Origin of the sequence: Pseudoalteromonas sp. SR45-1 (genome assembly GCF_014163655.1) — a bacterium.
Classification (GTDB): Bacteria; Pseudomonadota; Gammaproteobacteria; order Enterobacterales; family Alteromonadaceae; genus Pseudoalteromonas; species Pseudoalteromonas distincta.
Genome location: NZ_JACJDR010000014.1, coordinates 51,044 through 67,509, shown reverse-complemented (window position 1 = coordinate 67,509; position 16,466 = coordinate 51,044). Strand labels below are relative to the sequence as shown.

Annotated in this window: 10 protein-coding genes; 3 read left to right on the top strand and 7 right to left on the bottom strand. The window is 39.4% G+C overall.

The window, feature by feature from the left end; all coding sequences use genetic code 11:
• Nucleotides 1-84: 84 nt before the first annotated feature.
• Entirely contained in the window at nt 85-3,240 is a 3,156-nt protein-coding gene (locus tag H5089_RS14640) for an efflux RND transporter permease subunit (RefSeq protein WP_182712520.1), read from the bottom strand.
• Between the two features lie 14 nt (nt 3,241-3,254).
• Entirely contained in the window at nt 3,255-4,433 is a 1,179-nt protein-coding gene (locus H5089_RS14635) for an efflux RND transporter periplasmic adaptor subunit (protein WP_182712519.1), read from the bottom strand.
• A gap of 288 nt (nt 4,434-4,721) precedes the next feature.
• Here H5089_RS14635 and H5089_RS14630 point away from each other — a divergent pair, with 288 nt between their 5' ends.
• Nucleotides 4,722-7,229 carry a zinc-dependent metalloprotease gene (locus tag H5089_RS14630; RefSeq protein ID WP_182712518.1) on the top strand — a complete coding sequence of 836 codons (2,508 nt, stop codon included), beginning with the start codon at nt 4,722-4,724 and terminating at the stop codon, nt 7,227-7,229.
• A 69-nt stretch (nt 7,230-7,298) separates the two neighbouring features.
• On the opposite strand, the gene H5089_RS14625 is transcribed toward H5089_RS14630, so the two are convergent.
• Nucleotides 7,299-8,087: a PhzF family phenazine biosynthesis protein gene (locus tag H5089_RS14625; protein ID WP_182712517.1), complete on the bottom strand. Its 789-nt coding sequence runs from the start codon at nt 8,085-8,087 to the stop codon at nt 7,299-7,301.
• A gap of 72 nt (nt 8,088-8,159) precedes the next feature.
• Nucleotides 8,160-8,774: a PQ-loop repeat-containing protein gene (locus tag H5089_RS14620; RefSeq protein ID WP_182712550.1), complete on the bottom strand. Its 615-nt coding sequence runs from the start codon at nt 8,772-8,774 to the stop codon at nt 8,160-8,162.
• A 290-nt stretch (nt 8,775-9,064) separates the two neighbouring features.
• Between H5089_RS14620 and H5089_RS14615 the strand changes: the two genes are divergently transcribed.
• On the top strand, nt 9,065-10,198 hold the full coding sequence (locus tag H5089_RS14615) for a PepSY domain-containing protein (RefSeq protein ID WP_182712516.1): 1,134 nt from the start codon (nt 9,065-9,067) through the stop codon (nt 10,196-10,198).
• Between the two features lie 49 nt (nt 10,199-10,247).
• Entirely contained in the window at nt 10,248-11,408 is a 1,161-nt protein-coding gene (locus tag H5089_RS14610; RefSeq protein ID WP_182712515.1) for a lipopolysaccharide assembly protein LapB, read from the top strand.
• A 16-nt stretch (nt 11,409-11,424) separates the two neighbouring features.
• Here the strand turns inward: H5089_RS14610 and H5089_RS14605 are convergent, their stop codons facing one another.
• The 3 genes from H5089_RS14605 to H5089_RS14595 form a co-directional block, all read right to left on the bottom strand.
• A complete protein-coding gene (locus H5089_RS14605; RefSeq protein ID WP_182712514.1) occupies nt 11,425-14,241 on the bottom strand; it encodes a PD40 domain-containing protein in 2,817 nt (938 codons plus the stop codon).
• Between the two features lie 122 nt (nt 14,242-14,363).
• Complete coding sequence (locus H5089_RS14600) at nt 14,364-15,911, bottom strand: PH domain-containing protein (protein ID WP_182712513.1); 1,548 nt, start codon at nt 15,909-15,911, stop codon at nt 14,364-14,366.
• Entirely contained in the window at nt 15,904-16,437 is a 534-nt protein-coding gene (locus tag H5089_RS14595) for a PH domain-containing protein (protein ID WP_182712512.1), read from the bottom strand. The genes H5089_RS14600 and H5089_RS14595 overlap by 8 nt, the downstream gene beginning before the upstream one ends.
• Between the last annotated feature and the right edge of the window lie 29 nt (nt 16,438-16,466).

The window sequence follows — 16,466 nt, the reverse complement described above, 5'->3', positions numbered from 1 at the left end:
ACAACAAATGATAAAAAGCACTGAATGGTTAATCATTCAGTGCTTTTTGTACCCGGCATTTAAGCCCGTATGTTATTTATTGAGCTAAACCTTCTGCGGGCGACGTTTAAATACAGTCCTAATCCCACCCAAAATGCGTGTAAACACCTTACCAATATCACTTAATATAATGTACAAGCATGGCACTAATATAAGTGTTATTAATGTTGCAAACATCACTGCAAAACCAAGCGCTACCGCCATAGGTATTACAAACTTAGCCTGCAGGCTTGTTTCAAACATAATGGGCAATACACCTGCAAATGTAGTAATTGAAGTAAGTAATATAGGTCTGAATCGAGCACAACCGGCATCTATTACAGCATTTTTAATACTAACACCTGTTTTACGGGCTTGATTCACATAATCGGTCATAACGAGTGAGTCGTTTATAACCACCCCTGCTGCTGCAATAATACCAAAGCCAGACATTAAAGTTATATCCAAACCAAACCAGTAATGCCCCCATATTGCTCCCGTTAAGCTAAATGGAATCACCGACATAACAATAAGTGGTTGCGCATAACTCTTAAGGGGTACGGCTAATAAAATATACACCAAAATCATACCGCCGAAGAAAAACATCTTCTGCTGATTAGCCTGATCTTGTTGCTCTTCAATGGCGCCACCTAGTTCTGACTTAACACTTGGATACTCTTCTTTAAGTTGTGGTAGTAGCTTTTCTTTAATTTGATCTACAACTTCGTTTGGCTCAATTTGCTCTTCATCAATATTGCCATAAACATACACGGTACGGTAGCCACCTTCGCGGCGTATATAGCTAATACCTGGCGTTTCTGTTAGCTCTACTACATCACCAAGAAGTACTTCACGGCCCTGCGGGGTAGTAACAACCGCATGCTTAAGTGACGAAAATGCCTCTCGAGTCAGTTTAGGGTAACGCACCATTACACGTACTTCCTCGCCTCGGCGAATAACACGTTGAGCCTCACCACCGTAAAAGCTTGCCCCAACTTGATTTGCAATAGAAGCTAAGTCTAAATCTAAATCGTAAGCGACCGGTTTTAGGCTCATTTGCACTTCTTTACTTGCAGGATCTATTGTTGAGCTAATATCAAACAAACCTTCTTGCTGTTGCAGCAACTCTATAAAACGACGTCCTGCATTATTTAATGTATCAATATCAGAGCCATATAATAAATAACCAAATTCGCCGTCACTGCTCCCTCCATTTACATCATCATAAATGGTTAATGATTTAACACCGGCAATATCGGGCATCGCCTCGCGCCAACGTCGTGATAATTCAAACGCGTTATAAGGCCTTATACTTTCATCAACAAGGGGAACAAGCACTTGTGCTTCAGTTCGCCCTTGGTTAAATACTAAAATATCTCTTATGAGTTTTTGACCATATTTGCGTTCGGTATCTTCATCAATCGCAATCACCATCGCTTCTATTTCACGAATAGCATTTATTGTTTGTATGTCTGATATATTGTCATTCATTTCTAGATTTATTTGCGGGTAGTCATGCGGGATCTTTGGCATAAACCCGGTACGAACTTGATTTGATGAGATTAAAGCAAAGGTTACGATTAATAGAGCAATAAATGAAAATAGCACTGACCAACGCCATTCAACACAACGTATAACAAAGCGTTTATATGGGCCATTTACAAAACCAAAAAATCGCGTATTAAACCGATCTCGCCAGCCCCCCTCTTTTATTGGTGAAAAATGAGTGTGAGCAATATGGGCAGGCAATATCAACTTTGATTCAATCAAACTAAATACCAAGCACAGCATTACCACCACAGCTATACCATAAAAGAAGGCACTTTCTGGGCCTGTAGATAACGTAAATGGAGCAAATACTGCAATGGTAGTTAGTACACCAAAAGTTGCAGGGGTTGCTACGCGTTTTGCGCCATTAACCACATTAACAACACCGCCGCCTTTTTTCTCTATTTCGGTGTAGGCACTTTCGCCTATGACAATGGCATCGTCCACCACAATCCCTAGCACCATAATAAAAGCAAAAAGTGATAAAATATTAATGGTTACACCAAACAGTGGCATCATCATCATTGCGCCCAAAAAGCACACTGGTAAACCAATCATTACCCATAATGCCAACTTAAAGCGTAAAAAGATTGATAGCATAATTGCAACCAAAATAGCGCCCTGAATGAGGTTTGTAACCATCATGTCTAAGCGGGCATTTAGGTAATACGTAAAATCCATTAGTGGCTCTAAACGAACCCCCAGTGGTAGCTCTTTGTTTTTTAATTCTATAAATGCTTTTACTGAATCAGCAACTGGGATAATACTTTGCTCTTCAGTCGCTTTTACCGATATATAAACTGCATTTTCACCATTGAATTTAAAGTAACGCTCACCTTCAGTGAACTGATCTTTAATCACGGCAATATCTTGCAGTAACACTTTAGCGCCATTAGCCCCTATTTTTACCGGTATTTGCCTAAATTCTTCACCAGAGTAAAACTGATTTTCGACGCGAACAGAAATAACACCTGCGTCTGTTTTTAGCTGCCCCGCCGAAAAGTTAGCTGAGTAACGACGCACTGCATTCATTACATCACTAAGGGTTAGGTTATACTGACGCAGCGTATCGGGTTCGATTTCAATTGCTATTTCATCAAGAGGAACATCGTTTACCACTAACGACACGTTAGATAGCTGTAGTAACTCATCTTCTATTTGGTTTGCTATAGGCTTAAGCTCAGTTAGCGGTAAGTCAGCAACGAGTGTCATACCTATAACATCTTGCCTAAACTCAACTTGACTTATGGTGACCGGTTCCATACCGGCAGGGAACGTTGCGATACCATCAACCCGTAATTTAACTTTATCGAGTATATCGGTCAGCTCTACATCAGTATTAATTTCAAGACTTGCTCTACCGCCATTTCTAAATGCCCTGTACACACCTTTTTTAATTTCGGTCACATCTTTTAGCGACTCTTCAATTTTTATAAGTATGCTTTCTTCTATTTCTTGTGGTGAAGCGCCGGGGTAGTTAGCTTCAATATTAATGTAGTTAATTTCTACATTAGGGAACATTTGGCGTTGGATATTTAGAAAGCTAATAATTCCCATCACCACAATAAAAATCATCATTAGGTTGGCAGCAACGGAGTTATTAGCGAAGTAAGCAATAATACCGGTTTGTTTTTCAGCGTAAGGCGCTGTATTTGGTAGTTCAGTGTTACTCATAACTCAGCCTACCTTTATAATTTTTCAGTGGAAGCATTTTCAAGTGCCTCTGTATTTTTAGTATTTTGAAGGCCCGCAATTTTTACAGCCATGCCTTTTTGCGGATATTCTGGCAAAGTAATCACCAACTTATCATCTGTTTGCAAACCATCACTGATGTAAAAGTACTCACCCTCTTCACGAATAACTGTGACTTTGCGCGGCTCAAGTTGCTGCTCTTCATTAACGATCCATACGGTTTTGTTATTAACTAACTCTTGCGGTAAGCGGTAAATATTATTAAGCATTGCACCTGCAAAATTTACCTGTACGTAGCTACCAAACTTAATGGCTGGTTGTATATTCTTAAGACCGTATGGGTCTTCTATACGCACTACTAAACTGCTCATACGCGTAGCGTTATCAACAATCCCTAGGTCGCGGTCAATTACACCTTCACGGGTGAAGCTGTTTAGGCCTTTTTGAATAATCGTTGCGGTAATACCTTTAATACGCTCTGGCAAAAAAACGCTATCGAACCCTGCTATAGGAATAATCACTTCAGCGGTCTCAATATTATTGAGTTCAGCAACTTGCGAACCCATAGTGACAAACTGTCCAACACCTATATTTCGGCTAATCACCAATGCGTCGTAAGGGGCTGTAACATCACAATTATCCAAATCACGTTGCGCGCGCTTTAATGCTGCTTGCGCCGACTTTACAGATGCCTGCGCACTGAGCACTTGAGGTTTACGTAAAAATAAATCTGTGCGCGCTTTACTTGGAAAGCGCTTGGCTTCGTCTTCGGCTACTTGAGCTTGAGCTTGTTCCTCTATTAAACCCGCTTGTGCGCGAGCAAGCTCGGCCTCTGCAACAAGTACTGCTGCTTCATAGTTGTCTTTTTCGATAGTGAATAAGGTTTCACCGCGAGCAACTATGCCACCGGCTACAAAATTAGGATGCCAACTTAACACCTCGCCCGACACCTGCGCCGAGAGCAGTGTATTTTCAAGAGGCTTTACTTCACCGTAGCTATTAATAATAACTTGGTGATCGTTTGCAATCACTGGCTCAACTTGCACTGTTGGACGAGTATCAATTACTTCTTTTTTTTCTGGATCTTTTGCAATGGCATTGATTCCCATAAAGCCAACAACACCAACAATGAGCGCCACAAATGGAAAAAACCATCTAAGTGAATTTGTTTGCATATCCTATTATCCCCAAAATTCTATTAACGCCATAATACCAGAGCCATATGAAACATTAAGGTGACATTTGTAAGCAACTGTTGCAAATACATATAAACCGCTGCTATTTAGGGCTATAGAATATAACTTCACATGCAGCTCACCTCATTCGTTATATTTTGTTACAAACTTTTATTCATTAATATCAGTTTATTAGCGTTAAACACTTAAATTTCATCGCGAAGATGTGCGAAATTAAATTAATTTACGTACAGTCCAATTAAATTAACAAATATTAAAAGTCTCAAAATGAAATTAACGACCATCACCCTTGCGCTTAGCTTAGCGTTTGGCAGCCATGCATTTGCAGCCGATAAAAAAGACGAAAAAGAGTCAAAAACACTTAGCGAAATGATCAAAGGACAAACCGAATTTGCCGGTATATTTAGCCTTTATCAAGACGAAAAAACCGGTAAGCACCTTATGGTGATTAACGAATCCCAACTCAATACGCCGTTTGTGTATTTTGCGCACACTGTCGATGGCGTTACAGATGCAGGCCATTATCGTGGTTCGTACCGCGAAACTAAGTTAATTGAATTTAGAAAATACTTTGACCGTATCGATATTATTAGCAAAACACCTCGCTACAAATTTGACGAAAGCAGTGCAATTTCAAAAGCGAGTGATGCCAATATTAGTGAAGCGGTACTTGCGAGCATTAAAATAGAAAAAGAAGAAGACGGTAAAATAGCATTTAATGTAAATAAGTTATTTTTAAGCGAAGCACTTCACAAAGTATCACCTACGCCAAATCCAGCAGATAAAAACGCTAAAAAACGCTTTAAAGTAGGTAAACTAGACGATAAAAAATCACGAATTATTAAACAGCGTCCATATCCTAATAACTTAGACGTAGTTGTTGATTACGTATTTACTAACCCAAGCCCAACGGTACGTGGCTCAAATGCAGTAAGCGACCCGCGTAGCGTATCGGTAAAAGTTCAGCACTCGTTTGTCGCTCTACCTAGCAATAACTACGCACCACGTATGGATGATGCGCGCATTGGTTATTTTACAAATCAATTTGATCAAATGACATCTACCGATTGGGCACCTTATCAAGATGTTATAAAACGCTGGGACTTACAAAAGAAAGACCCAAGTGCAGCGCTTTCAGAGCCAGTAAAACCAATTACTTGGTGGATAGAAAACACCACACCCATTGAATGGCGCGATACTATTCGTGACGCTGTTTTAACGTGGAATACCTCTTTTGAAAAAGCCGGCTTTAAAAATGCCTTAGAGGTAAAAGTACAACCAGACGATGCAGACTGGGATGCGGGCGATATCAATTACAACGTACTGCGTTGGACTTCGTCACCTAAGCCTCCATTTGGCGGATACGGGCCAGCACTTGCTAACCCATTAACAGGCGAAATACTGGGCTCAGACATTATGCTTGAGTTTGTATTTATGAAAAACCGCTGGATTTACGACACGCTTTTCACACAAGGAACAATGAGCCACGGTGAAACAACAAATACCGGCGAGCTAAATTGCTCTCTTGGGCATGAGATTCAACAAAATCTAATGCTTGCCAAAGGCCTTGCTAGCGGCGACAAAATTGAAGATAAAGAAATGCTTCGCCAAGGTCTAACGCAATTGGTACTTCACGAAGTTGGCCATACTTTAGGTCTTAACCATAATATGAAATCATCAATTTTGTGGGATGAAAAAGAAGTACACGATAAAAACAAAACCCAAGGCATAGTAACCGGTTCTGTTATGGATTATGCACCCGCTAACATTGCCCCTATTGGTATGCAGCAAGGTGATATTTTTCAAACAAAACCTGGTCCTTACGATGATTGGGCAATTAACTATGGCTACAGCGTAGCGCTTGCAGATGAAGCTGCTGAGCAAGCTCGACTTGAAAAAATACTTGCTCGTTCAAGTGAACATGCCCTTGCCTTTGGTAACGATGCAGACGATATGCGCGCACCAGGTCGCCATATCGATCCACGTGTAATGATTGGTGATTTGTCGTCAAACCCTGCTGCCTATGGCGCAGATCGTATGGCACTAATTAATAAACTATTTACTGAGCTAAAAGATAAAGCAACGGTTAAAGGTGAGTCTTACCAACAGCTTGTTACCTCTGCTAATAGCTTATTTGGTCAGTACCGAGCTCAAGCAGGTGTGGTTTCTCGCCAGATTGGTGGCGTATACGTTGAGCGCGCTGTAGTGGGTGATACAAATGCAGATAAACCATTTACACCGGTATCGCTTGAGCGTCAAACACAAGCAATGGATATACTAGCCAAGTTTGTATTTGCGCCAGACGTACTACAAAACATGCAACCTCTTTATAGCTACTTACAGCTGCAACGTCGTGGCTTTAATCACTACGGCAAAAATGAAGACCCTAAAGCACACCAAATGATTTTAGGAATGCAAAAGTCTGTACTTGCACAGCTATTACACCCAGCGGTATTACTGCGTATTTCTGACACAGCTCTGTACGGTAACGAATATAGCCTAACTCAGTTTATGGAAGATTTAACCGCCAGCATTTTCGTGAAAAGCAAAGACGCCAACTCTATTAGCCACAACTTACAAATTGAGTATGTTAACCAGTTAATTGCAATTGCTGGTCTTGGCAAAGCAAGCAAATACGATAACTTAGCTAAAACAGCAGCGTTATATCAGCTAACTCAAATAGCCGATACCAGTGTTGCTTGGGGTGCAGATACAGCAACTAAAGCGCATAAAAAATATATTGATCGCTTAATTGCAAAAGCGCTAGAAGCATAAAATACCTCTACTAATTGAGTAAACCAAGGCCACGATTTACGTGGCCTTTTTTATAACTTAATTCACAGCTCAAATATAAATAGTGCCTTTTAAATACCTTACAGCATGCCCGGTCAAAGTGACGGTTGTATCATTCACTTTGCAAATTAAATGCCCGCCTCTGCTTGAAGCCTGATAAGCACTTAACGTAGTTTTACCAAATTGCTGCGCCCAGTAAGGTGCCAAGCCAGTATGAATTGAGCCCGTTACATAATCTTCGTCGCCACCGCTTGCAGGCCAAAAATAGCGAGATATAAAATCATATTCAGCACTTGGAGCAGTGGCCACTACATCAAGTGGATAAAGCGTTTTTAAAAGCTCAGAGTTAGTTTTTAATTCAAGTATTTGATCGGCGTTTTCATAAATAGCAAAGTAAGCTTGGCGATTTTTAAGCACTTTACTCGGTTGTATAGACAAGCCATCAAGCAATTGCTGCGGTACATTTTGTACCTCAATCGGAGCTTGTTTAGGAAAGGACATTGCAAAGCTGCCATCAGCGTTTTTATTAACGATTAGCTCGCCCACCGCATCAGCAACAAAGCGAATTTTCGATATATTATGCTCTTCACATAAAACATAGGCAGCCGCAAGTGTGGCGTGACCACAAAAGTCGATTTCCATCAAAGGTGAAAACCAGCGAATAACAAAACTTCCATCGTCTTGAAGGCAGGTAAAAGCAGTTTCAGATACGTTATTCTCAGCGCCAATCTTTAGCATTAAATCGTCACTTAACCACGATTCTAGTGGGATCACTGCCGCATAGTTACCTTTAAATAACTCATTCGTAAACGCATCAATTTGATGAATAGCTAATTGCATTGTTTAAACTTTGTAATGATTAATAGCTTAAAACTGCCATACCTAAACTAAATTAGCACTTTTATTTTTGCTTTAAGCCATTACAGGTCGCATTCTATAGTATTGCATACAACCAAATTGCACAGCATTGGTAAGCAATAGCATAATAAACATAAGTAAGTGCGCCGTGCTTGGAGCAACTGTCGTAAGCTCAACAACTAAGCCGCAAATACCAGCAATAAACTGCAAGCTAAAGTAGCGCGCGCTTAAATTACTCACATTACCCGTACGCAATGTTTTATAAGTTTGCGGCATAACACGTACCGAACTCATCACAAGACCAACATACGTTAAAGCGCTTAATACCGTTGCAGTATCAAGGCTTGAATTTAAAAGCAGTGAAAAAGGCAGTAACGAAAAACCTAGCATAGTAACCAGCTGTACACGTTCTCGTTTAGCTGCATTGAAACGTGCAAAAAAATATAAAATAAGCCCGCTTAACGCACCGGTTACAATAAATGGTAACGCAATATAATAGCGCTCAAAGAAAATATTGTAGGTTATAAAATAAAGGCTTTGTGCTAATCCAAATGCCATCATTAATAGTGACAAACCAGAGACACTACGATTTTTTCGAATTTTGTTTAGTAATGGTAAAAAACTAAAAACCAAAATAAAAGAAGACAATATAGGCAAATAATGCACCAAAGCAACCTCGCTCGTTACATAAATGTTAATTAAAAACAGAAATAAAAACATTTAATAAACATCTGTTTTTAAAAGGCTTTTACTATGAGCGCGGCATTGTAGAGCCGCGTAAATTTAACTCAACTAAATAAGACATTCTTATTTTAGGTACTGGCAAGCTAGGTATACAAAAACCGTAGAATTAAGTTCACGGTTTACTTATTTAATAGGAAACCTACTCACAAGCTATCAAATGAAAATGATAGTTGTTATCATACGCAAGTCATTAACTGCAATATATAAAACTATCTATGAGAAAAACTCTTTTTAAAATTCACAGTTGGATCGCTCTTATAGCTCTCATTCCCTTGATTGTTATTAGTATTACAGGGAGCGTATTAGTTTTTAAAAGTGAAATAGATGGCTTACTTATGCCAAGCAGTCACTATGTTGTAAAAGCACTGCCAGAGCGCATGCCAATCGACAAATTAATCGCAAAAACAGAGCTTGCTTACCCTGAGTATGTAGTAGGTAGTTGGGAGATATTTAACGATGATACTGCTGATCGGGTTTACTTAGTTAAACGCGGGACAGAGCAATGGTATAAGTTTCATTTAAACCAGTATACGGGTGACATTTTGTCAGAGCCTGTTGGTACCAGCCATTATTTTACTGATTGGTTTTTAGAACTGCATTACACCTTTTTACTTAACGACTTTAAAAACCTGCCAGGTCAAACAGGCACAGTACTAGGCTTCTTTTTTGCTCTGTTTTTATTGGTATTAGGTATTACAGGACTTATTATTTATCGTAAATTTTGGCAGCGCCTATTTAGTGTGCGCTGGCGTGCAACACTGCAAATTGTACTTAGCGACATTCATAAAATGACGGGGGTGATAGGGTCGCCCATCATTATTATTTTAGCTATCACAGGTGGCTACTTTAACTGGGCGGTGTGGTATCACGAAGTTATTGAACACGCTGAGGAAGAGCACTTTGTACTAACCAAAAACTTGCACAGTAGCGATATTTCGTTTCAACACATACTCGATGACAGTAAAAAGCAAATACCCACTTTTAATGGTACGTTTTTAGTTATGCCACTCGAGCCTGACGAAAATATCACCTTATTCGGCGAAGTCGATACAAATAACCCACTTGCGAGCGAATATGCCAATACGGTTAGCTACGATAAGCAAACAGGCAAACATTTAACTAACTGGGATATTCGCGAAGTTGGCGTTGGCTGGCAAGTAATTGATAGCTTTAGAAAACTTCATTTTGGCTACTTTGCAGGGCTAATAAGTAAAATACTGTGGTGCGTAATTGGTTTGAGCCCAGTGTGGCTAGCAGGTACTGGTTTTTACTTGTGGTTTACCCGCCGTAAACGTAAAAAACAATCACAAAAAAATCGCTCAAGTAAACGCAGTACAGCAAGTGCTTGATTAAAAACCCACCACATTGTAATGTAAAATTTAACAATGGAGTGGGTTTATGATGTTTTATAAAATAGCAGTCTGTATTACTTTTTTATATTTAGTTGGATGTAACACAACCAAGGTTCACCAAGTAGAACAACAAATAGAGCTTGAACAACTATTAAACCATTCTTTGTTTAATAAACTCGACACTCCTTCTGAGTACAGTATTTTCGAGCTGCCAAATGCTGAAAAAGAAAAATTTTTAGCCTATGCCGAAAAACAAAAACAGTCTGAAATCCGTCATGACCGCATTATTTACAACTACCTCGAAAGCAACTTAGCTAACTTTAAATACCACGGCGATACACTTACTTCAGCCCAAACCTTAAAACTTTCGCAAGGCAACTGCATTAGCTTAGCTGTTTTAACACAAAGCTATGCACAAGCTCTCGGATTAGAAACGAGCTTTCAAGAAGTAACAAGTCAGCCTGTATACGCAAAAGAAAATAATGTTGTTTATGTAGCAAGCCACTTTAGAACAAGAGTATACGCCCCAAAAGTAGAGAAAAAAGATGATAATATTGTTGAATTTTTCAGAGCGGGCACCTTAATCGACTACTTTCCTACCCGTCGCAGCTTTTATTCAAGCAGTGCAGATTATAACGATTTAGTTTCTAAGTTTTACAGTAATTTAGCTGCAACAGCGCTAGCAGACAAACAGCTGGATATTGCTTACTCACTTATTTTACAAGCAAACAAATACACTCCCAATGATCCTGAATTATTTAATATAGCGGGCGTTTTGCATCGTCGGGCAGGTGATTTACAAAGCGCTAAAAATATCTATCAAACAGCACTTAGTAATAATGAAATAAGCATTAATTTAATCAGCAACTATCAGCTTTTAGCTAAAAAATTAGGCGACAAAGAGCTTGTTAAAGAGCTCACGTCACAATTAGTTAATAAAGAAAAAGACCCATATGAATTACTAGTAATCGCTAAAAACAACTTACAAGCTGGCCATGCTCATCAGGCTAAAGCACACCTTGAGCAGGCTATTACTAAAGCGCCTTACATTGCTGAGTTATACTTGGAACTCGCAAAAGTTCGCTATCAACAAGGTAATATTAAACAAACACAAACCTTGCTTGAGAAAGCTATCGAACTAGAACGTGATAACCAAAAAATCGATGTATATCAAGCTAAGTTACTATCCTTGCAGATGGATAAGTAACTTAGCCAATTAATATTTATAGCGAATAATAAAAGCTCAGCCACGCTCGCATTTCATCCTCAAAACTGTCGTCTTCTACTCGCGACAGTCCCATATTAAATATTAAGTCATTTATACCAGCAGGCCCCATTCCAAAACTAAAATCACCTTGGTGTTTTATCCCGTAACTTTGTGCATATACGGTGCCGTCGAGTTGATGCTGCTTGTAATAAAGCCACGGCATGCCTTCTTTAAAGCTAAAGCCGCCACCGTAACCTTGATAGCGCTTTGCAGCTGCGCTATAAAAAGGCAGCTCAGATGAAAGTACATATTCACTATTTTGCTGCTGATTAATAAGATTTGAGCTAAAGCCACCTAATGCAAGGCTCCTGTCGTCACGTTGCTTTTGAGAAAAGTTTGCATAAAGAGGAATACCAAACGCTTTACCAAAAATTTTGGCGGCTAAATCATAACCTTGCCAATTATTACTTTTGCTACTGCCATCGTACCAACTCGCATAAATACTTTGGCCTATAGCAAAGTCTTGACGATCATATTGCCAATTTTGAGCAATACCTAAACGCGTCCAACTTTTATAGCTTTGCTTATAATCAGTGTAATTGTAGGCAAGCTCTGGCGTTAAACTTAACTGCCCAAATTTAACGGGGTAACTTATTGCGGCAAAACCACCACGGGCATCCATGTCTGCACTTAGACTTTGCTGAGACTGGCGCGATGTATCTAAATTGTAGTCAAACAGTGCAAGTTTCAGTTTTACATCAAGCGCATTATATTTTGCCTGCACATAACCACCGTGCAATGCCCCATCGTGTAAATCAGTGCTATAACCCGCTTGTAAGTCGAGCTGCTTTAATAAGTCGCTACTTTTAATGCTTAAATCTAACAAACTGGTAGAAGCCGAATAATACTGCGTCCCTAGTGCAAAAGTAGCGTGCTGCTCGAGCACGTTGTAATTTGTTTGCTGCGTTGTTTGATGCGTATATATTTTAGCTTTTGGAAGCGTATGTTCGTTTACAATGAGCAGCGATGCTTTTTTATTAGCCGAAAATTCAGTAACTACAGTGCTGTTTATAGCTTTTGGCAATGTTTTTACATTTGGCCCATCTGCGGTTATCGAAAAATAGAGTAACGAGCTATCAGCCATTTCAATCGGGTGGGCAACGGCTTCCTGCCCTTGGGTTAACTTGGTGAGTTTTTTACTCTCTATGTTGTAGTTATAAATATCAGTAGCGCTATTTAAGCCTGCAACAAAGTAAAGTGACTCGCCATTATGGCTAAAGCTAGGCTGACTTAAATATTGATACCCGTTTGGCATAGGTACTGACAGCTGTTGTTCGCCGTTTATACCTTGTATATACAATTGCCAATTTTCATTTAATGACGTTGATAAATAAGCTAATTTAGTTTCATCAGGACTGAGTATTGGGTAATCGTAAGTTGTCTCAAGGCTTTTTGTAAATAATGGTGTGATGGTTTGCGTATTGAGATCAACCTTTACTAATTCAGAGTAGCCATCTCTTATTTGCTCGCCATACAAGGTTTCGCCGTTACTGGTTACGCTAAATCGTCGTATACCAGCAAGTTCGGTAAGCTGTGTAATATTTCCAGTGTCAGTGTTATAGCTAAATATATCAGACACTTTGTTATAAATACCCGACTCTTCATTGCTGTACGCATTAAAGTATAACGTTGTGCTATTTACCCATTGCGGGTTTGCAATACCGGCTCGATTAATTTGATTAAGCACTTGTTTTTGTTCGCGCTTAAACACACTTGGCGCTGTATCGGGGATGTCCTGTGCATCGTTTTCGAGTAGCTCTTTTTGCGCTTTAGTAAACTCTTCTTTCGCCTTTATGTTGTCATCCGTGCTATAAATTACAAGCTTGGTATTACTCTCTTTATCTCGCTCAACAATCGCAATCTTACTACCATCTTTTGAAAGTGCTGGGTTACTTGCATATAAGTTAAGCTCAAGCCAAAGTTCACTATTAAGTAACACCTCCCCTTGCTCTATTTGCATTGCTTTATAGGTATATTCAGCTATAAATCGGCGATATAGCTTGGCTGCACTTTGCCCAAACACACCGCTAAATGCCTCATCAAAGTCACGCGTTTTTACGCCTTGCATTCGCGTCCAAACACTATCGAGTGTTTGCTCTGAATAGTTTTGCTCTAGCCAATTTAAAAAGCGACTACCCATTAAATACGCCATTGAGCCGCCCATAAAGCCCTGCTCGCCATTTAATTGCCCATAGGTTGGCAAAGCACCTTGCTGAGCAAATTCTCGCAGTATTGACTCTGAGTAGTTATCAAATAAACGCCCACGGCCCGTCATTTTAGACTCAATCAATGTGGCATAACCTTCGGCTACCCAGCGCGGTGTATCACTGTAAGTTAAGTCGTATAAATCCCATATGCCACGTACTTTTTGCTGCCAGTGATTGCGTGTAGGCTGTGCTAAATGCACTAAGTGAATATATTCATGCAGTACAAGTAACTGCTGCCAGCCAGCGCTGTTTGATATAACGGTGTCGGATTGTGGTGGGGTTGTAAAAAGTGCCATTACAGGATTATTTGAGGTAGGTAGCGCAAAGCCATTTGCCGCATTTAGGGGATCAAACACCACTACATCAACTGTTTTATCAAGTGCTCGGCTTTGCTGTTCAAGCACTTTGGTGCGTACTATTTCAAGCTCTGCTGCAGTTGATTTAGCAAAATCAGCATGCTCAACACTGTAGTGAATGTTGAAATGTTCGGTATGAATAGTTTGCCAATCGGCTGCAAAGCTCGGTGCTGCTAACAATAAAGCCGATGCGATAAGTGTTTTTTTCATGAGCGTCCCTAAAAGAATTCCTTAATACCATCTAGGGTATTATTAAATGTCTTTCATGGGCAGTAAGAAAGTGTAATAAAACATGTGAAAATGGGTATTTCCACATGCTTTATTAGGGAAATTTACATCCAACTGCGAGTATCTGACTCAATCTGCTTAATTGTAAAATCAATAATAAAGTCAGCATCTTGCTGCTTTATGTAGGGCATAAATGCAAAGCCTGAAGCAAGTTGTATATACAGGCTTTTTAAGCCAGATTTTCTCATTAAGTACGTACTTATACTGCGTGCACTTTGCGCTTTATAAAGCTCAAAAACACGGTAATGAACGCCAATCATACCTTTACGTACAACCATGTAAAATCGGCCATTATCCTCATGCATGTAATAACCATAACGCTGATACGACAAAGTAACCAACCCAGAAAACACCACTAAAACACCAAGGCTTATCAAAGTATTAATATCAGCAATAAAACAAAAGCCAAACACTAATACACAGGGTAACAGTGAATAAAAGCCTAAATTTTTATACAAAAGCGCGCGCTCTGCGCGCTTAAAAGCGAGTTTTTTACTATTAAACCACGGGTAAATCCATTGGCATACACTATCAACTTGTTCGCTATTTAATACAGGTAGTACTAACGTTTGTTTATTTTTTTTAGCCGCCACACCGGCTGCTATTCCGCCGCTACTTGCTTGTAAACACTCAACGGTAAATCGCTTTAGTAATCGCCCCATTAGGTTTTGTTTAATAACAATAGATTGCACCTTGTCCATGCTCATTGAAAGCTGATGGCGCTCTAACAAGCCAGCAATACGTTTAAATTTTTGACCTTTAAAATAAAGCTCAAAATTATAAAAGCGAATAAGCGACATAGTCACCGATAGCATTACAGCCACCACAACTAACAAACCAATTAAGGTGATCATCGCAAAGGTAGCAGCGCTGGCCAGCATACCAAGCTCTTGTTGATAAAAGCCTTCTACTTTCGCAATAATTTGCTTCTCTAAAAAATCAACAATTAGGTTTATAAAAGGGGCAAAAGCAGCGATTGCTAAAATAGCCATATTCGACATTAAACCAAATTTGGCTATTTCTTTATTGCTAATGCTTAGGCTGTTTTCGATAGTGTCTGTTTCGCTTTGTTCAATATTTGGTGCTTCTTGCTGTTGCTGCGCTTTAAAATCAAATATTTGTTTACGCATTTGCTGTGCATAATCTTTAGTAACACCAGGTAAAACAACTTCTTGCGACACACTGCCAGCGGCATCAAAAATACAATTAACTAAGTTTACGGGGGTAAAATAAAACGGCTCGGCAATATTAACGTTTTGCACACGGCCAAATTTAAGCGTAAGTCGCTCTTTTTTAAATACACCTTTGTTAAGCAATATTTCGTTGTCGCTACTAATACTAAACTTAAAATTTAAATAATATAAAAATGAGTAAACAAGTAGCAAAATTAGTGCAATACCGCCTGCAACCTGCGCCCAGAACAATTTATTTTCTACTTGAGTAACAAACACGACTAGCATGGGCAGTAAGTTTAAAAGGCCATCTTTTACAAAGCGCACACTAAAGTGCACAACAAAATATAAAAGTGCCCAGGGCGATACTTTTTGCCAGTAAATAGGGCTGGCTTTATCTTCGATAGTTGTATTACTCATCGACTAAAGCTGCCTGAGTAGTTGCGTCGTCTTGGCGGTAGTTTTGTACAAATTGGCGCATATTTTTACAATCATCATGGGTTAGCCCACTAATTTGTAAATCGGCACTTACACCGCCAGCGCTAAATAATTTAATACTCGCAAGGCTAAGTTTTCGCTCTATTGGCCCTTGGTGTATTTCCATATGCTGTACACGCGCTAAAGGTAATACCGTCACTTGTTGCCAAATAACGCCTTTTTTAAAAGCAATGTCATGATCTCGCACTGCAAAACCTCGCAACCTCACACTTATTATGTTGTACGCCATAGATACGGCCACCAAAATTGGCATACCAATTAGCAAATACGTTTGTGCGTTATTAGCAAAGGCTTCATTAAAATAACAAACAGCAATAAGCGCTCCAATTAGCGGTACATAAAACAGAAGCGAGCTAAGTTGTGTATGTAATAAGGCTTTATCAGCCAATGGCTTAAAGCTAATATCACTATGCTTTGGTAAATCCATTATTTGTTGATTGTTAAACACTATTTGTCCCTATTTCTGCTTTTAATTAT